A 26,028-nucleotide genomic window follows, 5' to 3' on the forward strand; every position below is an offset into this window, starting at 1 on the left:
GTATTATGGAAAATGTTATTGCATTAGTTGGGGCGGCAATCATTGGTTTTTCTCACTCGTTTGAGGCCGACCATTTGGTGGCAGTGAGCAGCATTGTTACACGTAGAGATAATACTTTGGCGGCAATTAAAGATGGTATTTTTTGGGGTTTGGGGCATACGTCAACTATTCTGATTGTAGCGGCAATTTATCTGATTGGTAAATTTATCTTAAATGAAAACGATTTTAAGTATTTTGAAGCAGGTGTAGGTATAATGTTAATTGGTTTAGGGTTTGTTCGCTTTTATCGTATTTTCCAAGAACGTTCGCACGGGCATATACATGCTAATGAGCCTACATTTGGTTTAGCTTATGGCGTAGGTTTAGTTCATGGTTTAGCAGGAAGCGGGGGTTTATTAATTTCGGTACTCACACAAATCAAAGACCATGTATTAGCATTTGCTTATATTACCTTGTTTGGCCTTGGCTCGGTTGTAGGTATGATGCTTGCTGCTGGAATTTTTAGCCTTCCATTTTCATCAAAAATCCTAAATAATCGTTGGCTTTCATTTGGTTTAGGCTTGGTTTCTGCCTCGCTTTGTGTTGGTTTAGGAATAAGCATTGTTTATAAAAACATTTTTCAATAACATAGATCTGTATAAACTTTATGTCAAACTCACCCATTTATAATGAGTCCGAATTTGTAGCTTATGCACTGAATCAGATGAATATAAAGATTCTTCGACAAGAGGGAAAATACTTTGATTTAGAAGGTGGTTTTTCGGTTGAAGTGGAAGGCAAAGATCTTTATAGATTATCGGTAGAAGATTGGGTAATTTCACCATTTGAAGATATTGGTAAAATGTGCGAGTTTATTAAGAAAAACCTCGAAATCTCACAGCAAAATGAATAAACTTGAAGTTTCGGTGATTGCTTTAGCCGAAAGTGAATCCAAGAAAGGGTATTATGTTTTGATTTTAGAAGAACAAAAATCAAAAAAACGGATTCCGATTATTGTAGGTAATCAGGAAGCACAGGCCATTGCCATTCACTTAGAAAGACTTCAACCTGCTCGACCTTTAACGCATGATTTATTCAAAAATGTAATTGACCAATTAAAGGCAAAGCTTCGTGAAGTGAATATCCATCAGCTCGAAAATGAAATATTTTACTCAAATATTATCCTGCAATCAGTTGATGGTGAAGTGTTTGATATAGATTCTCGCACATCCGATGCCATTGCTTTAGCTGTGCGTTTTTCTTGCCCGATTTATGTTAGTCAATCTGTTTTAGAAAGTGCTGGCTATGAAATTGATGATAAAGGCAAAGAAAAGAAGGGTTCTTATGCAGAATATACCTTAGCAGAATTAGAGGAGTTATTAGAAAAGATTCTAAAAAAAGAAGATTACGAAAGTGCGGCTCGGGTAAGAGATGCCATTGAAAGAAGAAAAAGGTGAAGACTCAATCAAAACCCTACTATTCAAGTGGCTTCGATATTTAGTCATTTAGTAGGGGCAGACGAAAGTGAGTATAATGCCTTTTTTAAACTGCAGATTGAGAAATTCGAGCAAATATTACAACAAATTTTAGCTGCTAAATCGAGACAAAAACCGCTTAGACATATCTGTAATACAGCTGGAATTATCCGTTCCCCAGAAGCCCAATTTGATATGGTTCGCTTAGGTATTGTATTGGACTTAGTGGCGTGGAAGTAACAGGAAGTAGAACAAAATAAAATGCTTTGCAAACGGTTGGAACGCTGAAGACCGTGATTTCTCAAATCAAATATTTAGAGGCTGGCACAACCGTTGGATATATTCGAAAGGGTGTATTGGAACGAGATTCGAAAATTACCACGATTGCTATTGGTTCTGCCGATGGTTTTGACCGTGGTTGTAGCAAAGGTGTTGGGAAAGTTTTGGTTAATGGAGTGGCTTGTCCTGTCGTAGGTAATGTTTGCATGGACATGACCATGATTGATGTAACCGATGTAGAGTGTGAGGAAGCTGATGAAGTAATAATTTTTGGAAAGACCTTTCAATTACAGAATTAGCCCAAACTATTGATATAATTCCGTATGAAATTTTTACGGGAGTAAGTGAACGAGTAAAACGAGTATTTTATAAAGAATAATATAGGAGTTAAGTAATTAACTCTCCTATATTACCTCTCATCAAAGATGGTTGGTGGCAATACATTTTTAATGGAAACGAAGTCGTAGTTGAAAACACTCTTTTCCCATAGTTTACTCAGCTTGAGATACAATATTTTTAATTACATTGTCTAACTCTTGGGCACTGGTAGTGATTGAATCAAATAGATATCTTTTTTCTGCTTCATCTATTTGATCAATTTGCAGCAACTCGACAATCGTCATGAGCCTACACAAAGGAGCTCTTATGATATGTGATTGATGCCAGGCAATATCTTTTAGCTTATTGTTTTGTAGTATTATGGTATTATTTTTATTGTTAAGTTCTGTGATATCTTGAATAATAAATATAATGTTATCTTGCTTTTTACTTTTAAAAAACTCCGAACTCAAGAGTATTTCTATTCTATCATTTTCTTTTGAAATACCAGTAAAACGTTCATTGTTGCATATGAAATTTTCGATATTCATTGAAAAATTGTCTATGTTTATTACATCCTGACTTTCAAATTCAATATCTTCAATAATATCTGTAAGGTATAATTCTAAAAACGCTTTAGAATCATATTTGAATAATTTCATGGCGTAAAAGTTAGCGTATGAAATTTTTAAACTCTTATCGGAAATAAGAATGCCAATTGGTGCCGAATTGGCTATTTTTCTAAATCGCTCTTCACTTTCGATTAGTGATTGTTCTAGCTTTTTCTTTTCAGTAATATCCTTTGCGAAAATAGAAACACCATAAAGTTTGAGTTCTTGATTATAAACAGGATTAAACTTTGTTTGATACCATACTTCCTGGCCTGAGGCTGTAAGGTAAGGAATTTCTACTAATGAGCTTTCACCTCTAGCTGCTTTGGGGTAATACTCATAAAATAGATTGGCTTTGTCGGGCATAAAATTTCGAAAATCCATGCCTATGATAGCATTGACATCTGTATTATTTAGGGTTGTTTGGAAGGCTATCTGATTCATGGTGATAATCTTATAGTCCAAATCAAGTAAAGTAATAGATTCATCAGTATTATCTAATATGGCTTTTATATTTTCACTCATATTAGATATTTTTTTCTCTGCTATTTTTTCATTTGTTATATTCTTGGCACTTAAAGTCACACCAATTAATTCGTCTTCGTCGTAAACGGGCGATGTTTTGTATTCAAACCAATAAGAGGTATTTTCATGTTGGGTTAGGTTTTGAATGGTAAATGGAATTCCATTTATTGCAGATTCAAAAGCATCTAAATAAATTTTTCGGTTTGCTTCAATAACAAAGTTAGGATAATATAAATCGCCAACTTGTATTTCCCTTTTGTGGTATTCAAACAACACTTCTTTAATAGACTTATTAAATGCCATTACTTCATGATTTTTGCCTATTAAGACAATGTTGTCGGGGCTATTATCCAAAATTGCTTTGAAATACTTTTGTAACATTTTTAGGTTTTATTAAAAGATTGTGTCCAACGTTTAATTGACTTTCTAAGGTAGCGTTCATTAGCTATGTCGTTGATTAGCATTCCTATCTATAAACATGGATAGGAAGCCCATCAACTTTTTTTAGCCAAGTTGATGCCCCTTAGAAATTTTGTTTCGATTATCTTCTCGGTAGCAAATTGTCACTCAACCAGAAATAATTATCTGATTTGAAAAAACTTAAAATGGTTCTTATGCATATACGCTTCTAGCAAAAAGCTTTCCGTGATTTGTCTAGCTTTCATTCCTGCTTTTGTATTGATACTCAAACTAACGTATTGTTTGGTCTATTTCTAGTTATGTGTCTAAGGTTAATCGAACAACATGTTTTGCTAGTTCTTTTAAATAGAATTTGAAGTAGTAGTTAGTTTGTATGAACCATTTGATTTTTACTAAATTTCTTTGAGTTGTACTTTATGTGTTTAAATTTTGAGCTATTGAAGTCAAAATGAGGTCTATTAAGTTTTAAATGGCTATTATTTAAAGTGACTCAAAGCTATTTTTAGATTAATCCAATTTTCAATGGAAAGTTAAAGCAAATTTCTTGAATGACAAAAGAAAACATAATGATAGTTTTCGTGCGATTAATCATTGATGCTTTTTGTATTATTTCCTTCAAAAAATATATGCTTAAGAAACTTAGAAATGTTGCTCTAAGTGGTAATAGCTTGATTATTATTAGGCAAATCGAGAAAAGATAGTTTATTAGTAAAGTTCTGTATTAAGCCTAACAAGATAGGAGGTAAAAGAAGATTATTGAAGTTTTGTTTGTATAAAAGTAACGAACAAGAGAGCAAATAGTAATTCATTGCCGTCTAGGCGACCCCTTCTGCTTTAACTGACGGCAATGAATAGTTTTTCTAACTAAATTTGTGATAACTCATATTAGCCTAGAGTTTTTCTAAAGCATCTAAAACCTCTTTTTCGGTAGATGGTTTAAGTTCTATTTCAATGGTTTGTAGGTCCTCAATTTTTATATCTTTGAAAAAGGAAAACACCTCTTCTTTGGTTGTTTGGGCGATGGCTACAATCTTCACATCTTCACCAATAGGAACATTTAATGACTTGCCATTAAAGACTTGAATAACTGAGTTGATATTAGGCAGTACCATAAAAATGGCAACATTTTCTAATGGTACTTTGGTTGATACAAACGAAACAGTTGTTTGTGGTCTGGGGTCATTAGCAAATTTATCACAGTTTATCCAGCCAAATCTTTTCGGGAAAATTTCATACGAACCTTTACCAGCAAATATGGTAAAACGCCCTTCTTGTTGGTTAGGATTGTTTGCCGTATCTGGTGGGGCCTCTTGCCAAGTGAATCTATCATTTCTTCCATATCCTTCATAAAATAACCACATATCATTATCTACTACGGCCGCTGGAATGGAGATATTTGGAGGATATGAACTAACTTGTAGCGGGTTGCCATTTTTAGATACACTAAGATAAATAGCACCACCCGTACTCAATAATCGTCCGTATGATTCTGTAGGCTTTCGATGTAAAATCATGTCTTTAAGGCTATAAAGTTCAATAATTTCAATATCAAATGGATATTTAACTTCTGAACCTTGCGGACTTACAAGATTCCACTCATAGAGCCATATTTTAGTGCCCTTGGGAGTTGTAATTGGCAAGTCATCTGAGCTCTTAACTGTGAATTTCTGTGATACACTTGCCAGTTTATTTAAAATTGGTAAATCATATTCTCCTTCAAAAACCTTATCCTTAAATGGGTCAACAGGCTCTTCGGCCGGAATTAAGCGGTCAGTAGAGCAGGAATAGATGCTCGCTACAAATAATGTACTGAGCAGTAATTTGAATAAATGCTTAATTTTCATCTCTTTTAGTGAATTATCGGATAACTGGACAATTGTTTCTTTTCTTATCTTTAATAAATCCCGGATAAATTAATAGCCCTATTTCGCCGTTTGATTCATTCCAAAGAGCATTATATTTTACTTCCGCAAAAAAACGCATGGTATGAGAGCCAAAAGAGGTGCCAAGGCCAACCATAGGTAGAATATTTTGCTTATCAGCTTTACTATTAGCACTGCTGATATAGTTAAACCATTGGTTATAATCAGCTCCAACGCTTAAATATAAATTAGGCTTTTGTGGCTGAACTTGACTTCTTCTATAACTAACTTTGTTTACTGAGGAAATTAGCACTAAGTGGGCATTAACGCCTGCATAAATTTCGTGAATTTCATTGAATTGTGGTGCATACTTTACTGAAGGCACCAAGAGTAGCTTATCATTTACAGGTATCTGCGAACGAAGACCCACGCCAACAGTTTTTAGAGGAAAATTATACATGAACGAGGCCCCAAATGATACTTTATCTTGAGCAATGGTGGAAAATGAGAAACAAAGTAATAGTAAGGTAATTGTGTAAAGTTTTATCACGGGCTACAAGTAGTTTGGTTTTAATAGAAACAGCTTTACAAATATATGGTTTTCTTCATATTTAACTTCGCGGGGCTTTTGTTTATTCTTGAAAAAATTGGAAATATAGGTATTTTTACCTATAAAATTTATCTATTTTATTGCTCGGTATTTATTTGAGCTATAATTTTGAATTGTTTCTGCAAGAAACAAAAAATAAATATTATTCGAAAAATGAAAAATATACTAAACGCCTTAGTGGTGTTATCGGCGTTGTCGGTAACTACCACCAGTTTTGCACAGTCGAGTGCTCCAAATTCAGCTAACTACAAGCAGCAAAACCAGCTTTTGGGTAGAAAAAATACCTCTAATGCTCCAGCAAAAGTCCAGTTGAATAATGATTATTCAACGAACCCGCATGCCAATAATCGAAATTATAAAGCAAAAACCAAAAACAATCAAAAGTCAAATATTGTGGTGGCTGTTAATAATGATGATATCCAACGAAATTATAAGCAGAAAAACTTACTAACCAACAAAGGCAGAGAAGTCAATCGAAAAACAAAGCATAAATTAGATTCTACACAAGTTATAGCGGAATAAGAAACGTGTCAATTTTCGACTGTTTTGAGATTGAAAATTGCGGTGCTGAAGCCTAATTTGATAGAAATGAGTTCCTTAGGAAAAACGACCTATCGCTGCTAAATAGATAGCTCCTAAGGAACTCAAAATCTTTAAAAATACTATTTTAATTGCTTGCTGAAATCCTTACAAAGTTTTTTTTGCAGTAATTTCACTGAAAACTTCCTCTGAAAGCTTTTTGTCTAAACCATAAATATCTTTCCTGAAATTGAGTTGACCGTTGCTGCTTACCCAAGTTGTGAAATAAACAATATAAACAGGTAAGGCTGGTTTGAGCTTAATGAAGTTTTCTTCATCTTTTTCCAATATTTCATCAACTTTTTCACTACTCCAATTTGGGTTGTTTCTAAGCAAATACAAGGCTAATTTTCGAGGTTCTGAAAGGCGAATACAACCGTGGCTGAATGCTCGTGCGGATTCATTAAATAAACCTTTCGAGGGGGTATCATGCAGATAAATGCTATAACTATTTGGAAATAAAAACTTTATTTTGCCTAAAGAATTCTTATTACCAGGCCTCTGGCGGAAGTTATAAGGTGGAATGCTGTTGGCATATTTAGTCCAGTCGACGGTTGAAGGGTCGATGACTTTATTTCCCGATAGGACTTCCATATCATTCTTTGAAAGATACGAAATGCCATTTTGAAGCTTTGGCATGATTTCGTTTTGAATGATACTCGTTGGCACATTCCAATAAGGATTTAGAACAACCATTGATAAATCGCCTCTAAAAATACTGGTTTTCGTTGCGGCTTTCCCTACTACTACCGACATATCCCATGATAATTTTTTGTTTTCGAATATGTGAAGTTTAAACTCTGGAATATTTACCATTAAATAATTATTTTCTAATTCAACGGGGGCCCAGCGAAGTCGTTCCATATTAATCATCATTTGCTTGATTCTGGCTTCAATCGGTATATTGAGTTCGGATAAAGTTGCCGCATTTATTTTTCCTGTTTCTTTCAAACCCATCCGTTGCTGAAAACGCTTGATGGCAACACTTAAAGAATCGCTAAACACTGAAGAAGTATCTCTTTGTTTTAAATCGCCAGTTAAGACTAAATAATCATTCAGACTTTGCACTAAAGAATCTCTATCTCCTGTATTTAATGGTTTTTGCGTTGTTATTATTTTCGGGAAACCACCTTTTTTCTGAATCTCTCTGTACTGACGTAACTTCTCTTTTAAGGCGATATAGTATTGATTAACAGGCTCTTGTACTCTATTGGTTTGTTTCGCTGACACCAGAGAATCTAATAGTATTTGGTAGTTTTTCTTTTTTCGAGGAATAAACCACTCAAGGTCAATAGGGTCTTTGGTTGTGCCCGTATAGGCTTTATCGGCAAATTTGAAAAATGTACTGGTGAGCAATAATTCTAAATTATGCATGGGGTCTTTTTGCTTCAAAAAGCTTTTACTGTCACTTTCAGCTTCAGCTAATAAACTATCGAGTGTATGGTTTTTTAGTGAATTATCTTGAAAGTCATCGCTAAAATTTTGTAGTTGTACGTAGAAATCGGGAGCTGCATGAGTGAGTCCATCTTTATTAATCCAAGCAAATTGAAAGTTTCTACGCTTATAAAACTCTAAAACTTCATTCTTGATAGAATCGCTAGCTTCAAATGTTTTGAAAAAATCAGCTATTTCAAGGCTATCAACGGTTAAATGAGTAAAGTTTTCTGCCGAATAAACGCTTTCATCGGCTAAAATAACCTTCTTTTTTTGCTTATTTTTACAACTCGAAATCGAGCCAACTATTGAGATTAAAGTAAAAAATGTGATGAGTTTTAAGAAAATTTTAGTTTTTCTAACTCCTAATATATAACAAACTTCCATTGGCAAGAACAGGTAAAACCTGTGGAATTAGGTCGTTTGGTAGAGCTGGACAACCATGACTTCGGCCGAGTCTGCCAAACTGATTGATAAATGATTTGCTTACATAGGCAGCTCCATGAATAATTATCTCTCGACGACGAGCATTATCGTTTAATCCTTTTTGTAAACCTTCCAGCAGGAGAGCATCACCATGTTTTGGACTTTTTATTGGGCTTCCAACCAAATAAAATCCTAAACTACTTTGGTGTGAGTTCATTTTATTTGAAAACGAGTGTGCTATATTTTCGCCAGACTTTTGTCCATGAGCTACCAAAGATGAAATTAACAATTTTTTCTTCGAAATATCAATCACAAAAAATCGTTCGACGTCTGAGGGTAGAGAAAAATCCACAATAGTAATGATGGGTTTGGCAGGATGAAACTTCGAAAGCCCTTTAATTGATTCTCTAAAGGCCTCATATTTTACGATTCCAGCCAATTTACATTCGTAATATAATTGATGAATGGCATCGGTTTCGTGGTAAACTTTAGAAGGATTGGTGGTAGCTTCTTGAGGACTTACTGTATAAAAATTAAGAAAAAAATATAGAAATTGAAGACTTGATAACATGATAAAAAATAAAAAATCAGGTGAGATTTAGACCTTATTTATATTAACAAAATTCTGATAAAAAATATTGCAAGAAATAAGATTTTTCTAAGAATTGATTATTATGAAATTTTAAAATACTGACCGAAATCATAATAGAATGTATGCCAAATTTATAGTTTTGATAAAAATTTTGTAGAATCATGAAAAGAATAGGCTTTGTAATATTTTTAGTTATTGGATTAGGAGCTTGTAGCAGAAAATTACATATTGAGCGAGAACCCAATATTGCCATTGAAAAATATCGAAATTATACTTGGAATAAACTCGAAGCTACCAAGGCATCACATCCTTTATATAGTTCAGAAGAACTAAACGAAACCATTATCCGAAAAGTAGATAAGATTTTGGCTCAAAAAGGTTTTCGTAGAAATATTGCCACACCCGATTTTTTTGTAGATTTTCATATTTATGTCGAAGAACAAAAGTTTCAAAATTTGGTTTGCGGGGCTGGTTTTTACCGTGGTGAAAGATATTTACCCGATTTAAGTCAAAGAACATATTGTGAAAGTCCAGAAATTGTAAATTATGATAACGGGACGCTGATTATTGATATTGTAGATGCTCAAACAGGACAATTAGTGTGGCGTGGAGCAGCTGAAGAAATCATTGATAATCCTGCTTATGCAGCTACTGTTTTCGAGAAAAAAGTAAAACGTATTCTGAGAAAATTCCCTTCAAGTAAAGGAGAAACCAAAGCAAAAAAGCAAGATGTTGAAAAAGTGATTTCGGTGAATTGAAGATTTATAGTTTTTGGTTAGAAAGAAATATTCAAATCGCAAATTTTCAAAGATTTAAGTATTAAAAATATACAAAATTGGGTAATATATTCAAAATTAGTTGTTGAGCGAAGGCTAAGCCCAAATTTGGGCTTAGCCTTCGCTCAACAACCAAAACTTTAAGGTTAAATCCTTTTGGTCGATTATTTAAGAAAATCAATACTTACATCCGCCAAAATGGTAAACCCGCCATTGCTTGAATAAGCGTAAATAGCACATAGACAAAGTAAACAACAGAGAATCCCCAAACAGCATTCGTAGCCGATGTTTCTTTTAGCTTCTGCGAAATGTAAAAACCAAAGATTGGAATAATTTGCAAAGCATGGATACCCATAAAATGAGCCACGCGTAAATCGCCAACAAGCGTACTCCAATTGATAAAAGGTAGCCCTTTGCCTCCATCATTTGCTCCAACAGTATGGGTGTTGGCTGCACTAATGTAGCCGCCCCAAAAACTAAAAATTACGAATAGAATAAGTCCAATTTGAATGCTTAAAACTTTAGGTTTATCTATCGAATATTTTTTTTGACGTATAAAAACAATGCTAATTCTAAGTGTTTGTATGGTTAGTATAACTATAAAAATACCCATTAAAGCATATAATACGATACCATAAATACCTGAACGATTGAAGTGTGATAATTCTCCACGTAATGCCTGAGAAACAATAGCAAACTGTTCAAACCCCATAGCTACGACGGCTAACCAAGAATACTTGCTCACTTTTTCTTGGTCATTCACATAATACAACAGAAAGGCCATCGTCCAACTGTAAATCCAGATACTTAAGGCAAATTTTAGCGGTTTTATCATTGAGTTTATTCCCAAAATAACTTCTTCATTGAAAAATGAATAAGCTAGTAATAAGCCCGCTAGGAGAAGATTTATGGTTCCTAAATGCCCTAAAATCTTGTTTCTTCTATATATATCATTAATCAACTGCATTTTTCCTGATGGTTTTGATGATGATGAAAATTAGGTAGCCCATTGGTCCAAACATAAAAGTAAAAGGTAGGGCGATGAAGGCCAGCCAATGGGGCATTTGTAGCCTTTGAATTTCTCTAACAATGTATGCACCCACAAATAAATCAAAAGCCAAATAATGGAGCCAACCTGCGGCAAGTGCATTGTCTTTTTCGAACAAAGCACGTACATTTTGTAGGGTACTAAAGCTATCAAATTTAAAATCACCAATATCACTGAGCAGTAAGTAAGCATAAACAATAGCAAACAGTACAAGTAATCCGTTGAGAATAAAAGGTTGAGTATATTTCCATTTGGGAGCGAAAAAAAGCGGTAGCCAACCTAGTAGTACTATCGAACTACCAAGCTGAAAAATAGTTGAAGCATTCATAAATTAATCGATTAGTTTGATGAAAAAGGTGTTGTTTTGATTATTGAATACTATTTTACATTCAGCAAAATTGGGAGCTGAAAATTTAGGTTTAATATTCTGACTAAAACCAAATGGTTCTTTCGGATAGCCAACTAAATTGGTATCTAACTTTTTATTACCATTGGAATCTTGATAAATAGCCAAGGCATATTCACCAACTGGAATATCATTCCATGTGAGTAGCACTTCACCAGTTTTGCTGGGTTTTACCTCTTTGCCAAATTCAAATTTGTTTTGGTCAGGAAAGCTATTTTCTTTTTTGTAAAAAGCAATTCTTAGTGTAGCTAAACTTTTAATATTAGATACTTTTAGTGAAAATTGTGGTGTTTGGGCGTGTGTAATATTCATACACAGCAAAAAGCATAAAGGAAGCAAAAGAATAGATTTCATAATTCTGAATATTTTTTGTTTGATGAGGCAAAATTCTGAAATCATATAAGCATTTACTTGTCACATTTGTTACAAAATTATTTAGATATTAGCATTTTTCTGATTCTACTTAAAGATTGACGCTCAATACCTAAATATGAGGAAAGGTAAGTAAGTGAAATTCGATTGAATAAATTGGGACTACGTTTGATAAAATTAAGGTAACGTTCTTCCGCATTTTCGAATAAGAAACTTTCAATGCGAGTTTGTTGTAAGATTAAAACCTCTTCGGTAACTAATCTTCCGTAACGCTCGATACTTTTATATTTTTTATATCCTTCCTGCATGGTCGTGTATGGCAAATTAACAACAATGCTTGGTTCGATGCATTTAAAATAATATTTGCTTGGTTTTTGGCGAATAAATGCCCCATAATCAGTGGCATATTCATTTTCTTTGATAAAACCAACGGTGATTTCATCTCCTTTTTCGTCAATATAATATGACCTAATAAGGCCTTCAATGACATAACCGATTGATTTTTGAATTTGACCTGCTTTTAAGTAATAATGTTTGGCTTTAATTTCAGAAATACTCAAATGTTCTTCGATAAAGCTTAGTTCTTCATCATTAATTTCCTTACAAATTTGTTGGTATGATTCGAGATATAACTTGATGGGAGTTTCCAAATATTTAATACTTAAAAGGTGAAAATTTTATAAAATTTACGAAGGTTCGGTTTATAAATATTGTATAAATATCTTATAGTCAATAATTTAAGAACTAAAAAAAGCTCCGCAGGATTTAAATGTCGCGAGAAAATCGTACATTTTTAATGTTTTGAGTTCCGTAGGAACGGCTAATTTAGTTACATTGGTCGTTCCTACGGAACTGTTTTATCTCAAAATTTGGGATGACTCATAATGATATGAGATTTTAACATATATTTCTATAAATATTAAGGCTCTCTGAGGCAAATTTGACTCATTTTAATATAGAAATCACCTTAAAAATAGGAAAATGCTTTAAAATGTTTTTCTTGTGGTTTAAAATTTCTATAAACAGACTTTCGACTTATGCAGAAAGTTGGGCTATATTTGTAAAAACAAAACTCAACCAACCTTGAAAAAAATAACTATTTCCATCCTTTTTTTTGCATGCGTTGCCTTTCGTAACGACGACTTTAAACCCTACACCGAGCACATTCCGGGTCTTGAACATGGCTTAGATATGGTACCAATCCCAGCAGGAGAATTTATGATGGGCAGTCCAGAAAGCGAAAAAGACCGCAAACCAGATGAAGGTCCACAACACAAAGTAAAAATTGATGCTTTTTGGATGGCTAAATTCGAAACCTCATGGGAAATGTACGAAACATTTTTCAATAAGGAATTGGAGGTGAAAGATGAGAAAAATACCAACGAAGTAGCTAGTCGTGTAAGTACAGTGGCTCGCCCAACGCAGCCTTACGTAGAGATGTCGTTTGGACAAGGTAAAGAACATGGTTTTCCAGTGTGTAATGTTACTCAGTTTGCTGCTCGTGCTTTTTGTAAGTGGTTATATGCAAAAACAGGGAATTTTTATCGACTCCCAACCGAAGCAGAGTGGGAGTATGCTGCTCGTGCAGGTTCGAAAACAACTTTCTATTTTGGCGATGATGCCTCTAAATTGAAAGAATATGCATGGTATTTTGATAACTCAGATGGTGCTTACAAGAAATCAGGACAATTGAAACCGAATGCTTGGGGATTATATGATATGTACGGAAATGTGGCCGAATGGACTTCGGATTTATATGTTGCAGATTTTTATAGTAAACCCGAGGCCGCCAATAATCCTTATGTAAAACCTTCGAATCATTACCCACACGTAATTCGTGGTGGTCACTGGGACGATGACGCCGACCGCCTTCGCAGTGCTTCACGCCGTACTTCAACGCCAGAATTAAAACAACGTGACCCTCAAATCCCTAAATCTGATTGGTGGCTTACTGATGCACCATTTTTAGGTTTTAGAGTAGTTAGGCCAGTAAAACAACCTTCAAAAGAAGAAATTGAAGCTTATTTCGCTCGCCCCCCAAAAGATATTCCTTGATAGAAAATATTTGTCTTTAATTTTAAAGAAATTTCTATCATTGCCGTCAGTTTTAACTAACGGATACCTTTGAATTAGCAGATTTGACTTTAGTCTAAATAGATAGTTTGACTAAAGTCAAATCTGTTTTGTTTTATACTTGATTCTTTATTCTGTCAGTTAAAACAGACGGCAATTAATTAATACTGATGAGGTCAAGTAAATACTGTCAATAAATTATCCGAAATGGTGCTTAGAAAAATCGGGATGACTCATTTGTATTATTTCGAACGACTAATGAAGTTTTTGAGTAAAGGTAAATCATCAGTTCCGAGTACATCTACACCCAAAGATTGTAGTGTTTCATAGCCTAAAATCGTATTTGGCGTTCCCCAAAGTCTAACCTTTTTGTTTTTGGAGTGCATGTCTTTGACAAATACACTTATTTTATCTGCAACGTCTTGTGGGATAGCTGTTTGCCCCGGCCAATATTTTCCGAAATCTAAAAAGCTGGCACTAACAATATAGAGCCTATTCAGCTCGGAATCTGAATAAGTTAAATTCTTTCTACCATCAAAGAAAAACATTGTATCGTAATGCTTGAATTCTGAGGGTGGGGGCATATCTCCACTGATAGAGATAATCACATGAGTAAGTTGTTTTTTATGAGGTTTGAGCGAAGTTTCAAGAGCCTCCATAATAGCTCGACCGTTCTTTTTTAAATCAAGTAGCAGGTGCAAAGATTTTTTATTAGCATAAGGATAACCACCAATTTGTTTGATTTTTGCCAAAAGAGGTTCAATATAAAGCTTTTCAAGCGTGCGTTCAGTCGATACATCTTTTTCATCATGAGCCACACAAAGCTGTCCATCTTTGAGGTATAAATCTGCTTCAATCGAATCGAAACCTAAATTATATGCAGCAAAAAAAGGTTCTTTTTGTTCATAATCGTTGTGAGAATGAATAAGTTGGGCAAAAACATTGACTTGGAGAATGAGAAATATACCAAGCATTAAAACATTTTTTTTCATAATCTTAAAGGGTTGAAATAGATGAATCATAAATCCAACAAATGGTTATTTATATTTTTTTAGCCACTCAAATAATCTTTGAGCATCGGCTTGTTTGAATAATTGTGTACCTTCGTTCATGGTTGCTGCCGAACCACATGCAACTCCCCAACGAAGCATTTCGTGCAGACTTTTTCCCGTAGATAAAGCCCAAACCATTCCTCCAACCATACTATCGCCAGCTCCTACCGTACTTTTTTTCTGAACTGATGGAGCTGGAATATGTTCACAAATATCTTTAGTTACTAAAACTGCTCCTTGTGGGCCAAGTGAAACTACTACAATTTCGCAGCCTCCTTTGGCGATGATTTCTCGGGCGGCTTCATCAACTTGGTCGGTTTCGAGGCTTTCCTCTCCAACTAATTTTGCTAGTTCACCCACATTGGGTTTTAGCAGAAAAACACCTTCATCAATGGCGTTTTTGAGCGGTTCACCTGAAGTATCAATGACAAGCTTTGAGCCAATTTTTCTAGAAACGGCCGCTACTTTTTCGTAAAAATCATCTCCTAAGCCCACTGATAAACTACCACTTGCAACTAAAAACTCTGGTTTTAATGCTTCTATTTTTTGCAAGATGGCATTAGCTTCTTCTGGTAGGATTTCCGCCCCAGGCATACCGAAACGATATTGGGCATTGGTAAGTACATCTACCGCAATAAAGTTTTCACGAGTCCAATTTTGGGATTTAATTGTTTGAAAATCAATATTTTCTTTAGTCAATAAATCCTGTAATAAGTTGCCAGTGGGGCCACCAGCGGTAAAAACTGCCGTTGATTTTCCACCTAAACGAGCAATGGCTTTTGATACATTTATTCCGCCGCCACCTGCATCGAAGTGTGGGTTTTCGCAGCGAATTTTCTGTTCGGCAACTAAGCCTGAAAACTTAGTGCTCTTATCGACTGCTGGATTGACTGTTAGTGTGACTATTTTCATAATTCTTGATTTTGATAAACAGAATAAATTATCGTTTGTTCATTGCATATTTATATTCTCTTGGATGAAAACTTCTCATAGTTTCAGATAAAAATACTCGGTCGAGGTGGGTATAAACCTCCGTAGTGGTTATTGATTCGTGACCAAGCATTTCTTGTACGGCTCGAAGGTCTGCTCCGCCCTCAATGAGATGCGTGGCAAAAGAATGTCGAAAAGTATGGGGTGAAATATTTTTTTGAATACCCGCTTGCTCTGCTAAATTCTTGATAATCAGAAAAATCATTACCCTTGTAAGCTTTTTCCCACGTCGATTAAGAAATACAATATCTTCTGATTCGGGGTCAATATCTTGATGGTTTCTAATATTTTCTAAGTAAATATTCGTGTACTTTACTGCGTCTCTACCAATTGGAATTAACCTAACTTTTCGTCCTTTACCAAATACTCGCACGAAACCAATATCGAAGTAACAATTAGTGATTTTTAATTCAATTAGTTCAGAAACCCGCATTCCACAACTATATAAAACCTCTAAAATAGCACGATTTCGAGGCCCTTCAGGTGATGAAAGGTCAATAACATCAAGCATTCGTTCGATTTCAGGGAATGATAGTGTGTCTGGAAGTTTTCTGCCGATTTTAGGCGACTCGATGAGTTGGGTCGGGTCGTTTTGAATCAAATTTTCGATGGCTAAATATTTATAAAAAGCTTTAATACCCGAAAGCATTCTTGCTTGAGAAGTAGCTGTCAGCCCTATTTCATTGAGGTACTCTAAGAAATCCATCACATCACGTTCGTTGATGTTTTCGGGTGATGGTTGGTGGGCTAAAAGTTCAGAAAATTGGCTTAGTTTTTCAACGTCTCTGATATATGCTTCGATAGAGTTTTCTGATAAAGCTCGTTCTAAGCGAAGAAAATCTTTGAAATGTTGTATGTAAATCGACCAATTTTGCACAGTTGATGCCTATTTTTTATTAGAATGACACGATATTTAGAAATAATAAAATCCTTTGAGAGAATCTATTATTTTTACAGCAAATTAAGGCGTTTTATCTTATACTTGTTCAATATGTCGAAAAATATCATCATCATTAATGGGCCAAACCTTAATCTTTTAGGGAAGCGTGAGCCGCATATCTATGGAAGCCTTACGTTTGAGGCTTATTTTGAGGAATTACAGGCAATGTTTCTGGAGCATACACTTCATTATTTTCAGTCGAACCACGAAGGTGCTATCATTGATAAAATCCATGAAGTAGGTTATGGTGAAACCGAATACTCAGGAATCGTGATAAATGCAGGTGCATATACGCATACTTCGGTGGCTATTGCCGATGCTCTTTCAGCAGTAAAAACCCCAGCAGTAGAGGTACATATTTCAAATATTCACACCCGTGAGGCTTTTCGTCATCATTCATATCTCACCCGTGTTTGCAAAGGCATGATTACGGGTTTAGGTATGAAAGGGTATGAATTTGGGGTGAGGTATTTTTTATAAATGAACATTATTTTTTTACTAGAAATAGATTAGGCTTCCTTATTCTAAAAATCTATTAGTTAGAGGTTTAATGTATTTACTCATCATGTATAGAAGATGAAAGGAGATATTATAAAGTTCTCTAACTAAAAGGTAAAATAAATCCTTATTGACTTAAACAGTCGTTAAAAACACCCTTTATGTCGATTATTTAATAGGAATAATACAATTTTTTTTATAATCGTAACTGTTAAACATATTTTTGTGTTTATTTAACAATTTGTATCCTCTAAAACTATATTTCAAGAACTTATTCTTTAATCAATAATTTAATATGCGTACGATTCTGACTATTGTTGCTGTTGTTGCAGTCTTAGTACTTGGTAAAATATTCTTTTTTAAAAAACCTGAAGAAAAAGGCATGGGAGGTGGTCCTGGTGGAGCTCCTTCGGCTGGAAAAGGTGGCGAAAAAGGGAAAGATGGAAAAGACGGAAAACCAGCAGGCCCACCGGTTTCTGTAAATGTATTTGTAGTAAATTCTGAAACCCTTGATAATGTTGTTACTGCCTCAGGTACAATCTATCCAAACGAAGAAGTTGAACTAAGAGCCGAAGCATCTGGTCGAATCACAGCTTTGAGCATTAAAGAAGGTAGTCGAGTGGCTGCTGGGCAAATCATTGCCAAAATTAAAGATACCGACTTACAAGCTCAGTTAAAAAAACTTAACTATGAAATTGAATTGGCGAAACAAACAGAAGCTCGCCAAAAGAAATTGTTGGATATCAATGCTATCAGCAAAGAAGAGTACGAAATTACGGCCAATAAGATTAATACTTTAAATGCCGATAAAGAACTCATCGAAGCAAACCTTGAGAAAACAGTTCTGAAAGCTCCTTTTGCAGGAAAAATTGGTTTGAAAAACGTGAGTCAAGGTGCTTATGTAACGCCTACTACTAGCCTTGCTACATTGGTACAGACTAATCCTGTGAAAATCGACTTCTCGATTCCAGAAAAATATTCAACACAAATGCGTGTGGGTAGAGGTGTAAAATTTGAAGTAGAAGGGCAATCAGAAACCTATACGGCTAATGTAGTGGCGATTGACCCTAAAATCGACCCAAATCTTCGTACGCTTAAATTACGAGCTATTGCTAAAAACCCTGCTGATAGATTATTGCCGGGTATGTTCGTACGTGTCTCGGTTGACCTTGATATTACTCAAGCAATCATGATTCCTACTGAAGCGGTTGTGCCTGTTTTGAAAGGGAAAAAAGTTTATGTAGTTCGTGATGGCAAAGCAAACGAAGTAATGATTGAAACGGGCCTACGCACAGATAAAAAAATACAAGTTACCAGTGGCCTTTCGGCTGGCGATTCACTTATCGTGACAGGTATCATGGCATTGAAAAAAGATTCACCTGTTAAGATTAAGAGTCCACAGAAGTAAAAGTATCTTTTATTTACTAAGCCCATTGGCACTGAATATATATATATTATTAGCTGAAATTAGATTTTTTGTAAAAACACAAGCCGTGGAGTAAATTTAAGCTCTTGCTCATCGACTATTGACCATCGACAAGTATGTCTATCTCAACCATTTCAATCAAACGTCCGGTATTAGCCATTGTGATGAACTTGCTCATCATTTTGTTCGGTGCAATTGGCTATACTTTCTTGGGTGTACGCGAGTATCCATCCATAGACCCGCCTGTGGTAACGGTTCGCACCAATTATGTTGGTGCCAATGCCGATATTATTGAGTCGCAGATTACTGAGCCACTCGAAAAATCATTGAATGCCATCGAAGGTATCAAGTCAATCAACTCTTCATCAAACAATGGTTCGAGCCAAATTACAATTGAGTTTGAGATTGGTGTTGATATGGAGACGGCTGCCAACGACGTTCGTGATAAAGTATCGAGCTCTGTTCGTCAACTCCCACAAGATATTGATGGCCCTCCAACGGTGTTTAAAGCTGATGCCAACTCAGACCCTATCATGAGTATGATGTTGCAATCGGATATCAGAAACCACATGGAGATTAGCGATTATGCAGAGAACGTAATAGCACAACGCCTACAGACCATTCAGGGAATCAGTCAAGTGATGATTTGGGGGCAAAAAAGATTCTCGATGAGGCTTTGGATGGACCCAAATAAATTAGCTTCACAGAATGTTACTACACAAGATGTAAAACAAGCACTTGACCGTGAGAACGTAGAACTTCCAAGTGGTAAGTTGGCTGGAGATAATACAGAACTTACTGTGAAAACAGTGGGTAGATTTAAGAACGAAGAAGATTTTAATAACTTGATTATCAAGACGGTAGGAGAGAAAATTATTCGTTTTAAAGATATTGGTGAGGCAGTTTTAGGTTCAGAAAACGAAGAAACTGTTATGCGTATCAATGGTGCTCCTTCTATTGGTTTAGCCATTGTACCTCAGCCGGGTGCTAATTACTTAGAAATTTCGGCACAAGTAAGAAAACGTTTGGCTGAAATTAAGAAGGAATTACCGAAAGACTATCGCATGGAGTTGATGTCAGATACGACAACATTTATCCAACGCTCGGTAGAAGAAGTAGGGGAAACACTTTTGATTGCTATTGGATTGGTTGTAATCATTATTTTCTTGTTCTTCCGCGATTGGATTATTGCGGTTCGTCCGTTGATTGATATTCCAGTATCTTTGGTTGGTACATTCTTCTTAATGTATTTGTTTGGTTTCTCCGTAAACGTATTAACACTTTTGGCTATCGTTTTAGCTACGGGTCTCGTAGTTGATGATGGTATTGTTGTTACTGAAAATATTTACAAGAAAATAGAGGAGGGCATGAGCCCAATTGAAGCAGCCATTAAAGGTTCAAACGAAATTATGTTTGCCGTACTTTCTACTTCAATTACTCTATCATCAGTATTTTTACCAGTAATTTTCATGGAAGGTTTTGTTGGTCGATTATTCCGTGAATTCGGTATTGTATTAGCCTCTGCTGTTTTAATTTCTGCATTCGTTTCATTGACTTTAACACCAATGTTGAATGCTTACTTAGTACGTAAAAACCAGAAGCATAGTCGTTTCTACGAAATGACCGAGCCATTCTTTGAAAGAGTAATCGGTGGCTATAAAGAGCGTTTGACGAGCTTTATGAATATTAGATGGGTAGCAATTCCATTGATTTTATTTACGTTTGCCATGACTTGGTATTTCGGAAAAGATCTTCAACAAGAATTAGCTCCGCTTGATGACCGTAGTGCGATGCGTTTACAGATTACAGCTCCAGAAGGTGCTTCATTCGAATTTACCGACAATTATATCCAAAAATTAGGTAGAACAGTCAGAGATTCTGTTCCAGAGGCTACTTCAATCGTAACCATGACAGCTCCAGGCTTCACAGGTTCTGGTGCAGCAAATACAGGTTTTACTCGTTTGGTATTAACTGACCCTAAAGACAGAAAACGCACTCAGATGCAAATAGCAGATCAGATTGGTAGAATTACCAAGAGAATGCCTGATGCAAGAGCCTTTGTATTACAGCAAGAAACTATTTCATTAGATAAAAGAGGTGGTTTACCTGTACAATATGTAATTCAGGCCCCAGATTTCGAAAAACTTCGTCAGTATGTGCCTAAATTCATGGAAGAAGTTGCAAAAGAACCAACTTTCATGGTTTCTGACCTTAACTTGAAATTTAATAAACCAGAGCTTGAAGTTAGTATCGACCGCGAAAAAGCTAAAAGTATGGGTGTTTCGGTGGCCGATGTTGCTCAATCAATGCAGTTGGCATTTGCTGGTCAACGTTTTGGCTATTTCACAATGAATGGTCGTCAATACCAAGTAATTGGTCAGTTCGACCGTGCTAATCGTGATGAACCACTCGATTTGAAAAATACTTACGTTAAAAATAATCGTGGAGAAATTATTCAGCTTGATAATATTGTGAAGATTAACGAAGAGAGTAGCCCTCCGCAACTTTACCATTTTAATCGTTATATGAGTGCTACTGTTTCGGCAGGTTTAGCTCCTGGTAAGACGATTGGTGATGGTATCAAGGCGATGGATAAAATCAGAGATAAGCTGAATGATGATGTAATTCGTACGGCCTTGGCAGGTTCTTCAAGAGATTTTGCCGAAAGTTCATCGAATACTCTTTACATGTTCCTTTTAGCTTTAGTTTTGGTTTACTTGATTTTAGCTGCCCAATTCGAAAGTTTCGTTGACCCATTCATTATCATGCTTACGGTACCATTGGCGGTTGCAGGTGCGGTATTCTCATTGTGGTATTTCAACCAAACACTCAATATCTTTAGTCAGATTGGAATGATTATGTTGATTGGTTTGGTTACTAAGAATGGTATCTTGATTGTGGAATTTGCCAACCAGCTACGTGAAAAAGGTATGGAAATCAGAGAAGCTGCAATTGAGGCGGCATCTATGCGTTTCCGTCCGATTTTGATGACCAGTTTGGCTACTGTTTTAGGAGCTGCTCCGATTGCCTTTGCTTTGGGTTCGGCAGGTAAAAGCCGTATGGCAATGGGTATCGTAATTATGGGTGGTCTATTGTTCTCATTGGTACTTACGCTCTATGTAATTCCTGCGATTTATACCTTCTTGTCACGCAACAAGAATTTCGAGCGAATGAAACAAATTGAAGATATTGCCCACGAAGCTGAATTAGCGTAAAGAAATGTAGGGGCGTATCGCATACGCCTGCAAGCATAAATACTTGTTTTGTTGTAGAGACGTATGCGATATGTCTCTACTTATAGATTGAAAATCTGAATCATGAAAAAAATCTTTTTCCTTATATTTTTATTGCCTGCTGTTTTACATGCTCAAGAAATACTTACGCTTGAAAATGCCGTTGGTGCTGCCCTTGAAAAAAGCTATGATATAAAAGTGGCTCAAATGCAACAAGAAGTGGTTAATCTTCAAGTATTTAAAGGAAATGCAGGGATGTTACCAAGAGTAGATTTGAATGGCAATATTGGTACTGCCTTCAATGAAGTAAACCAGAAACTGTCAAACGGAAGTGAAATTAACCGTTTTGGTAGAAGCCTTGCCCCAACCACCAATGTTGCCATGACTTGGACTTTGTATGATGGAAAAAGAATGTATGCCACTTTCGACCGACTGAAAGGTCAAGGACAATTGAGCCAGATACAAACTCGCCAAATGATGGAAAATACAGTAGTAAGTGTAATGCAAGCTTATTACGAAGTGATGCGTCAGAAACAGACAGTGTCGTTCTTACAAACAATTATTAAATATTACGAAGAGCGTTTGGCAATTACTCAGCAACGTTGGGAATTTGGTAAAGGCTCAAAATTAGATTATCTCCAGTCAAAAACTGAACTTAATAATCAAGTCACACAGTTAGTTCAAGCTAAAAACTCCTTGAGAAATGCAAAGGTTGCTCTCAATAATTTGATGGTAAGATCTGCTGACCAAGATTTTGATGTGCAAGAAGTTGTAGGAATTATGTTTGACCCAACAACAGAGCAATTGAAAAATCAAGCCCGTGCAGCCAATAAAAGCTTGCAAGCGATTCGTAAAACGACAGATATTAGCTTGATTACGCAGAAAGAAGTAGCTGCTAATAAACTTCCACGTGTGAGCCTCAACTCATCGTTTGGTTATTCTCTAAGTAAAACTAATGCGGGTTTATTTTTATACAACCAAAACGTTGGTTTGAACGTTGGTTTGGTAGCAAGCTGGAATATCTTCAATGGAGAAATTACTCGTCGCCAAATCCAAACTTCTAAGATAAATACCGAAATATTGCGTAAGCAAGAAGAAGATACTTGGGTACAATTAGAGGGCGATTTAATGCGTGCCTATAATCAATACCAGACAGATAAAGAACTCTTAAAATTAGAAGAAGAAAACAATGAAGTAGCAGAGGAAAACTTGAAGATTTCGTTGGAGAAATTCAAATTAGGAGGTTCGACAATCTTAGAGTTAAATGAAGCACAACGTAGTTTGAATACTTCGTTAAACCGCCTCACCAATGCTCGTTACAATATCAAAATCTCTGAACTCCAAGTAATGCGTCTAAGCGGGGAGTTAGTGAAATAATGAATAATGTAAAATTAAAAATGGATAATGTGGAATGAGTGATTCATTTTACATTATCCATTTTTAATTAATAATTATACTGCTCTTGTCTTACCTGGCATTGGAATTTGGTAATACCCATCTTTATCTGGTAAAGTTTTAGGTAGTGTATCCCAAGTGTAAGTATCAGGCATTATGTTGATATCAGAATTGAGAGCTTCTTCCCACTTCACACGCTTACCCGAATACGTAGCCATACGACCCATAATTGCAGTGAGTGTACTCTTCGCACCATTTTCTGCATCGTTGATTGGCTTGTTATTTACAATACAATCAAATAATACATCGTGTTCTACTTGATATGGGTTGCCATCTCCTTCTCCCTTATGACGCCAAATATTATTTCCTTTTAAATCAAAAATTTTACCTTCAGTTGCACGGCCTTTTGTACCAATCAAATGCTCTGATACATCCGAAACTGTACCTGGTTGATGGCGGCATGAACTCGATAAAATCATACCATCAGCATACTTAAATTCTACGTAGTGGTGGTCAAAGATTTCACCGTATTTTTTGTCAGTTCTTACTTGTCTTCCGCCCATACCAACAGCTTCAACAGGATAACCTTTTTTAAACCAGTTGATTACGTCGATGTTATGAATGTGTTGCTCGTTGATGTGGTCGCCACAAAGCCAAACAAAATAGTACCAGTTACGCATTTGGTATTCCATTTCAGTTTGGTTTGGCTGACGCTCATTTACCCAAACACCATCATTATTCCAGTAACAACGAGCCGCAACGATATCACCGATTGCACCTTCGTCAATTACTCTTTTATAGGTCTCTAAATATGATTTTTGGTAGTGACGTTGTAAGCCTACGACTACTTTTAAATTTTTCTTTTTCGATTCTTCAGCAGCAGCCAAAACTCTTCTGATACCCGGAGCATCAGTTGCCACTGGTTTTTCCATGAAAACGTGCTTGCCTTGGCGAACAGCTTCCTCAAAATGAATCGGACGGAAACCCGGAGGAGTTGTCAATAAAACTACATCTGCTAAAGCGATGGCTTGTTTGTATCCATCAAAACCTACAAATTTGTTTTGTTCTGGCACATCTACACGGCTTTTTACGCCTTTGCCATCACCTTTGTCATTGGTTAGGTTTTTGTAGCAAGAGTCGATTCTATCGCGGAATGCGTCAGCCATTGCTACTAATTTAACATTTTGTTTTACCGAAAGAGCTTGCATCGCTGCTCCAGTTCCACGTCCACCGCAGCCAATCAAGGCAACTTTTATGGTATCGTCAACTGAAGAATTGGCAAATGTTTCGATGGGTAATGAAGCCACTGAAAGGCCGCCCACTGCGGCTGCCGAGGTCTTTACGAAATCTCGGCGAGAAAAGTTTGTGTCCATTATTTATTGATTATAGAGTTGAATAATTTCAAAAACAAATTTATTATAATTATTCGGACGATTACTAAGATTTGTTAAAAAAGTATGATAAAAATGCTTCAGCTTTATGTAAATTTGGTTAGATTTAACTGATACTATCTTTTCTCTATTCAACCTTACAAAAATGAAAGCTTTATTTAGTTTTTTCTTGGCCTTTCTATTCTTTTTTGGGCAAGCTCAAACAAAATTTGTGGCTAAACCACAAGCAGTACCCCACCATGAGACTCCAACTTTAGCCATTGGAGCAAAAGCTCCTGATTTTCGTCTTCCAAATTATGACGGAAAGTTTTATTCGCTCAAAGATTTTGCTGCGGCAAAAGTGCTGGTTATCATTTTTACTTGCGTGCACTGCCCGACTGCTCAAGCCTACGAAGACCGCATCAAGAAAATTGTAGTTGATTATAAGAATAAAGGAGTGGCGGTAGTTGCTATTTCACCGAATAGCCCTAATGGATTACTACTTGAAGAATTGGGCTACACTGATCTCAATGACGATTTTGATAATATGAAAATTCGGGCAAAAGATAAGCAATTTAATTTTCCGTTTTTGTACGATGGTGATACAGAATCGGTTTCGATTAAATATGGACCAGTTGCTACACCTCATGCCTTTGTATTTGATAGTCAGCGAGTATTAAAATATAACGGTCGCCTTGATGCAGTAGAAAAACCAAGTAAAGGAGCCAATGCTGAAGATTTAAGAAAAGCAATTGATGAAGTTTTAGCAGGAAAAGAACTAACTACGCCAACTACAAAAACCTTTGGCTGCTCGGTAAAATGGGCATGGAAGACTGAATATAATGAAAAAAACGAGAAAAATTGGCGTTCTCGACCTGTCACACTCGAAGAAATTGATGCTGAAGGCGTAAAGTCATTGGTTAAAAATAATGATTCTGATAAACTCAGATTAATCAATGTTTGGGCTACATGGTGTGGGCCTTGCATAATGGAATATCCTGATTTTATTGACATTCACCGCATGTATGGTGCCCGAGACTTTGAGTTTGTTTCGATTTCGGCCGATAAACTTGAGAAAAAAGATAAAGCCTTGAAGTTTTTGAAAGAAAAATACTCAGGTGTAAAAAATTATATCTTTAAAGAAGACGACATCTATAAACTTATAGAGGCCATCGACCCTAAATGGAATGGTGCTTTACCTTATACGCTGTTGGTCGAGCCTGGTGGAAAAGTAGTTTATGGTGTGCAGGGAAGTATTGATAACCTAAAACTGAAAAAAATGATCGTTGATCACCCAAAAATTGGCCGTTATTTTTAAAATGACAAAAAGTATTTAGTT

26 protein-coding genes are annotated in these 26,028 nt (G+C 35.8%); 13 read left to right on the forward strand and 13 right to left on the reverse strand.

Annotated elements, in window-relative coordinates; translation table 11 throughout:
• Window positions 1-5 precede the first annotated feature (5 nt).
• From EMTOL_RS12500 to EMTOL_RS12520, 5 genes are read left to right on the forward strand one after another with little or no spacing between them, the layout of a single operon-like run.
• The gene (locus EMTOL_RS12500; protein WP_015029658.1) at window positions 6-626 is read left to right on the forward strand and encodes a hypothetical protein; all 621 of its coding nucleotides are present in this window, start codon (window positions 6-8) and stop codon (window positions 624-626) included.
• A gap of 20 nt (window positions 627-646) precedes the next feature.
• A complete protein-coding gene (locus tag EMTOL_RS12505) occupies window positions 647-892 on the forward strand; it encodes a hypothetical protein (RefSeq protein WP_015029659.1) in 246 nt (81 codons plus the stop codon).
• A complete protein-coding gene (locus tag EMTOL_RS12510) occupies window positions 885-1,436 on the forward strand; it encodes a bifunctional nuclease family protein (RefSeq protein WP_015029660.1) in 552 nt (183 codons plus the stop codon). Before EMTOL_RS12505 ends, EMTOL_RS12510 begins: the two co-directional genes overlap by 8 nt.
• Window positions 1,437-1,463: 27 nt before the next feature.
• The gene (locus tag EMTOL_RS12515) at window positions 1,464-1,694 is read left to right on the forward strand and encodes an alanine racemase (RefSeq protein ID WP_041693553.1); all 231 of its coding nucleotides are present in this window, start codon (window positions 1,464-1,466) and stop codon (window positions 1,692-1,694) included.
• A gap of 26 nt (window positions 1,695-1,720) precedes the next feature.
• Window positions 1,721-2,032, forward strand: a complete 312-nt coding sequence (locus EMTOL_RS12520) for an alanine racemase C-terminal domain-containing protein (protein WP_083842385.1) — start codon at window positions 1,721-1,723, stop codon at window positions 2,030-2,032.
• Between the two features lie 192 nt (window positions 2,033-2,224).
• Here EMTOL_RS12520 and EMTOL_RS12525 read toward each other — a convergent pair whose 3' ends face one another.
• The 3 genes from EMTOL_RS12525 to EMTOL_RS12535 form a co-directional block, all read right to left on the reverse strand.
• The gene (locus EMTOL_RS12525; RefSeq protein WP_015029661.1) at window positions 2,225-3,568 is read right to left on the reverse strand and encodes a PAS domain S-box protein; all 1,344 of its coding nucleotides are present in this window, start codon (window positions 3,566-3,568) and stop codon (window positions 2,225-2,227) included.
• Window positions 3,569-4,497: 929 nt separating this feature from the next.
• Window positions 4,498-5,451: a hypothetical protein gene (locus EMTOL_RS12530; protein ID WP_015029663.1), complete on the reverse strand. Its 954-nt coding sequence runs from the start codon at window positions 5,449-5,451 to the stop codon at window positions 4,498-4,500.
• A gap of 13 nt (window positions 5,452-5,464) precedes the next feature.
• Window positions 5,465-6,019 carry a hypothetical protein gene (locus EMTOL_RS12535; protein WP_156510962.1) on the reverse strand — a complete coding sequence of 185 codons (555 nt, stop codon included), beginning with the start codon at window positions 6,017-6,019 and terminating at the stop codon, window positions 5,465-5,467.
• Window positions 6,020-6,232: 213 nt separating this feature from the next.
• Here EMTOL_RS12535 and EMTOL_RS12540 point away from each other — a divergent pair, with 213 nt between their 5' ends.
• Window positions 6,233-6,601, forward strand: a complete 369-nt coding sequence (locus EMTOL_RS12540; RefSeq protein ID WP_015029665.1) for a hypothetical protein — start codon at window positions 6,233-6,235, stop codon at window positions 6,599-6,601.
• 165 nt (window positions 6,602-6,766) lie between these two features.
• Here the strand turns inward: EMTOL_RS12540 and EMTOL_RS12545 are convergent, their stop codons facing one another.
• Both EMTOL_RS12545 and EMTOL_RS12550 read right to left on the reverse strand, forming a co-directional pair.
• Window positions 6,767-8,479, reverse strand: coding sequence for a L,D-transpeptidase family protein (locus tag EMTOL_RS12545; RefSeq protein WP_015029666.1), 1,713 nt, complete (start codon window positions 8,477-8,479; stop codon window positions 6,767-6,769).
• Window positions 8,451-9,089 (reverse strand): murein L,D-transpeptidase catalytic domain family protein, encoded by a 639-nt coding sequence (locus tag EMTOL_RS12550; protein WP_015029667.1) that lies wholly within the window; start codon window positions 9,087-9,089, stop codon window positions 8,451-8,453. Before EMTOL_RS12550 ends, EMTOL_RS12545 begins: the two co-directional genes overlap by 29 nt.
• A 182-nt stretch (window positions 9,090-9,271) precedes the next feature.
• On the opposite strand from EMTOL_RS12550, the gene EMTOL_RS12555 reads away from it, so the two are divergent.
• On the forward strand, window positions 9,272-9,868 hold the full coding sequence (locus EMTOL_RS12555; protein ID WP_015029668.1) for a DUF4136 domain-containing protein: 597 nt from the start codon (window positions 9,272-9,274) through the stop codon (window positions 9,866-9,868).
• A gap of 202 nt (window positions 9,869-10,070) precedes the next feature.
• On the opposite strand, the gene EMTOL_RS12560 is transcribed toward EMTOL_RS12555, so the two are convergent.
• The 4 genes from EMTOL_RS12560 to EMTOL_RS12575 all read right to left on the reverse strand — a co-directional run bounded on the left by EMTOL_RS12560 (window position 10,071) and on the right by EMTOL_RS12575 (window position 12,362).
• Window positions 10,071-10,853: a hypothetical protein gene (locus EMTOL_RS12560; protein WP_015029669.1), complete on the reverse strand. Its 783-nt coding sequence runs from the start codon at window positions 10,851-10,853 to the stop codon at window positions 10,071-10,073.
• Window positions 10,840-11,262, reverse strand: coding sequence for an ABA4-like family protein (locus tag EMTOL_RS12565; protein ID WP_015029670.1), 423 nt, complete (start codon window positions 11,260-11,262; stop codon window positions 10,840-10,842). Before EMTOL_RS12565 ends, EMTOL_RS12560 begins: the two co-directional genes overlap by 14 nt.
• Window positions 11,263-11,265: 3 nt before the next feature.
• Window positions 11,266-11,694: a DUF2141 domain-containing protein gene (locus tag EMTOL_RS12570; protein WP_305953232.1), complete on the reverse strand. Its 429-nt coding sequence runs from the start codon at window positions 11,692-11,694 to the stop codon at window positions 11,266-11,268.
• A gap of 77 nt (window positions 11,695-11,771) precedes the next feature.
• Complete coding sequence (locus tag EMTOL_RS12575; RefSeq protein WP_015029672.1) at window positions 11,772-12,362, reverse strand: Crp/Fnr family transcriptional regulator; 591 nt, start codon at window positions 12,360-12,362, stop codon at window positions 11,772-11,774.
• 433 nt (window positions 12,363-12,795) lie between these two features.
• Here EMTOL_RS12575 and EMTOL_RS12580 point away from each other — a divergent pair, with 433 nt between their 5' ends.
• Entirely contained in the window at window positions 12,796-13,767 is a 972-nt protein-coding gene (locus EMTOL_RS12580) for a formylglycine-generating enzyme family protein (protein WP_015029673.1), read from the forward strand.
• A gap of 260 nt (window positions 13,768-14,027) precedes the next feature.
• On the opposite strand, the gene EMTOL_RS12585 is transcribed toward EMTOL_RS12580, so the two are convergent.
• The 3 genes from EMTOL_RS12585 to xerD are packed head-to-tail and all read right to left on the reverse strand — an operon-like array spanning window position 14,028 to window position 16,704.
• Complete coding sequence (locus tag EMTOL_RS12585) at window positions 14,028-14,777, reverse strand: PI-PLC domain-containing protein (protein WP_052315385.1); 750 nt, start codon at window positions 14,775-14,777, stop codon at window positions 14,028-14,030.
• A 45-nt stretch (window positions 14,778-14,822) separates the two neighbouring features.
• Window positions 14,823-15,749 carry a 1-phosphofructokinase family hexose kinase gene (locus EMTOL_RS12590; RefSeq protein ID WP_015029675.1) on the reverse strand — a complete coding sequence of 309 codons (927 nt, stop codon included), beginning with the start codon at window positions 15,747-15,749 and terminating at the stop codon, window positions 14,823-14,825.
• A gap of 28 nt (window positions 15,750-15,777) precedes the next feature.
• Window positions 15,778-16,704, reverse strand: coding sequence for a site-specific tyrosine recombinase XerD (gene xerD / locus EMTOL_RS12595; protein ID WP_015029676.1), 927 nt, complete (start codon window positions 16,702-16,704; stop codon window positions 15,778-15,780).
• Between the two features lie 114 nt (window positions 16,705-16,818).
• Between xerD and aroQ the strand changes: the two genes are divergently transcribed.
• From aroQ to EMTOL_RS12615, 4 genes are all read left to right on the forward strand, one after another.
• The gene (gene aroQ / locus EMTOL_RS12600) at window positions 16,819-17,247 is read left to right on the forward strand and encodes a type II 3-dehydroquinate dehydratase (protein WP_015029677.1); all 429 of its coding nucleotides are present in this window, start codon (window positions 16,819-16,821) and stop codon (window positions 17,245-17,247) included.
• A 313-nt stretch (window positions 17,248-17,560) separates the two neighbouring features.
• Complete coding sequence (locus EMTOL_RS12605; protein ID WP_015029678.1) at window positions 17,561-18,673, forward strand: efflux RND transporter periplasmic adaptor subunit; 1,113 nt, start codon at window positions 17,561-17,563, stop codon at window positions 18,671-18,673.
• A gap of 134 nt (window positions 18,674-18,807) precedes the next feature.
• Complete coding sequence (locus EMTOL_RS12610) at window positions 18,808-21,906, forward strand: efflux RND transporter permease subunit (RefSeq protein ID WP_015029679.1); 3,099 nt, start codon at window positions 18,808-18,810, stop codon at window positions 21,904-21,906.
• Window positions 21,907-22,008: 102 nt separating this feature from the next.
• Window positions 22,009-23,301, forward strand: coding sequence for a TolC family protein (locus EMTOL_RS12615; protein ID WP_015029680.1), 1,293 nt, complete (start codon window positions 22,009-22,011; stop codon window positions 23,299-23,301).
• Window positions 23,302-23,375: 74 nt separating this feature from the next.
• Here EMTOL_RS12615 and EMTOL_RS12620 read toward each other — a convergent pair whose 3' ends face one another.
• Window positions 23,376-24,692, reverse strand: coding sequence for a Gfo/Idh/MocA family oxidoreductase (locus tag EMTOL_RS12620; protein ID WP_015029681.1), 1,317 nt, complete (start codon window positions 24,690-24,692; stop codon window positions 23,376-23,378).
• Between the two features lie 163 nt (window positions 24,693-24,855).
• On the opposite strand from EMTOL_RS12620, the gene EMTOL_RS12625 reads away from it, so the two are divergent.
• The gene (locus EMTOL_RS12625) at window positions 24,856-26,007 is read left to right on the forward strand and encodes a redoxin domain-containing protein (RefSeq protein WP_015029682.1); all 1,152 of its coding nucleotides are present in this window, start codon (window positions 24,856-24,858) and stop codon (window positions 26,005-26,007) included.
• Window positions 26,008-26,028: the final 21 nt, after the last annotated feature.

It is taken from the genome of Emticicia oligotrophica DSM 17448, from assembly GCF_000263195.1.
GTDB lineage: Bacteria > Bacteroidota > Bacteroidia > Cytophagales > Spirosomataceae > Emticicia > Emticicia oligotrophica.

Excerpts from the sequence above, each read along its gene's own strand:
- EMTOL_RS12500 (WP_015029658.1), top strand. The coding sequence starts at position 6 with ATGGAAAATGTTATTGCATTAGTTGGGGCGGCAATCATTGGTTTTTCT.
- EMTOL_RS12505 (WP_015029659.1), top strand. The coding sequence starts at position 647 with ATGTCAAACTCACCCATTTATAATGAGTCCGAATTTGTAGCTTATGCA.
- EMTOL_RS12510 (WP_015029660.1), top strand. The coding sequence starts at position 885 with ATGAATAAACTTGAAGTTTCGGTGATTGCTTTAGCCGAAAGTGAATCC.
- EMTOL_RS12525 (WP_015029661.1), bottom strand. The coding sequence starts at position 3,568 with ATGTTACAAAAGTATTTCAAAGCAATTTTGGATAATAGCCCCGACAAC.
- EMTOL_RS12530 (WP_015029663.1), bottom strand. The coding sequence starts at position 5,451 with ATGAAAATTAAGCATTTATTCAAATTACTGCTCAGTACATTATTTGTA.
- EMTOL_RS12540 (WP_015029665.1), top strand. The coding sequence starts at position 6,233 with ATGAAAAATATACTAAACGCCTTAGTGGTGTTATCGGCGTTGTCGGTA.
- EMTOL_RS12545 (WP_015029666.1), bottom strand. The coding sequence starts at position 8,479 with ATGGAAGTTTGTTATATATTAGGAGTTAGAAAAACTAAAATTTTCTTA.
- EMTOL_RS12550 (WP_015029667.1), bottom strand. The coding sequence starts at position 9,089 with ATGTTATCAAGTCTTCAATTTCTATATTTTTTTCTTAATTTTTATACA.
- EMTOL_RS12555 (WP_015029668.1), top strand. The coding sequence starts at position 9,272 with ATGAAAAGAATAGGCTTTGTAATATTTTTAGTTATTGGATTAGGAGCT.
- EMTOL_RS12560 (WP_015029669.1), bottom strand. The coding sequence starts at position 10,853 with ATGCAGTTGATTAATGATATATATAGAAGAAACAAGATTTTAGGGCAT.
- EMTOL_RS12565 (WP_015029670.1), bottom strand. The coding sequence starts at position 11,262 with ATGAATGCTTCAACTATTTTTCAGCTTGGTAGTTCGATAGTACTACTA.
- EMTOL_RS12570 (WP_305953232.1), bottom strand. The coding sequence starts at position 11,694 with ATGAAATCTATTCTTTTGCTTCCTTTATGCTTTTTGCTGTGTATGAAT.
- EMTOL_RS12585 (WP_052315385.1), bottom strand. The coding sequence starts at position 14,777 with ATGAAAAAAAATGTTTTAATGCTTGGTATATTTCTCATTCTCCAAGTC.
- EMTOL_RS12590 (WP_015029675.1), bottom strand. The coding sequence starts at position 15,749 with ATGAAAATAGTCACACTAACAGTCAATCCAGCAGTCGATAAGAGCACT.
- aroQ (WP_015029677.1), top strand. The coding sequence starts at position 16,819 with ATGTCGAAAAATATCATCATCATTAATGGGCCAAACCTTAATCTTTTA.
- EMTOL_RS12605 (WP_015029678.1), top strand. The coding sequence starts at position 17,561 with ATGCGTACGATTCTGACTATTGTTGCTGTTGTTGCAGTCTTAGTACTT.
- EMTOL_RS12610 (WP_015029679.1), top strand. The coding sequence starts at position 18,808 with ATGTCTATCTCAACCATTTCAATCAAACGTCCGGTATTAGCCATTGTG.
- EMTOL_RS12615 (WP_015029680.1), top strand. The coding sequence starts at position 22,009 with ATGAAAAAAATCTTTTTCCTTATATTTTTATTGCCTGCTGTTTTACAT.
- EMTOL_RS12620 (WP_015029681.1), bottom strand. The coding sequence starts at position 24,692 with ATGGACACAAACTTTTCTCGCCGAGATTTCGTAAAGACCTCGGCAGCC.
- EMTOL_RS12625 (WP_015029682.1), top strand. The coding sequence starts at position 24,856 with ATGAAAGCTTTATTTAGTTTTTTCTTGGCCTTTCTATTCTTTTTTGGG.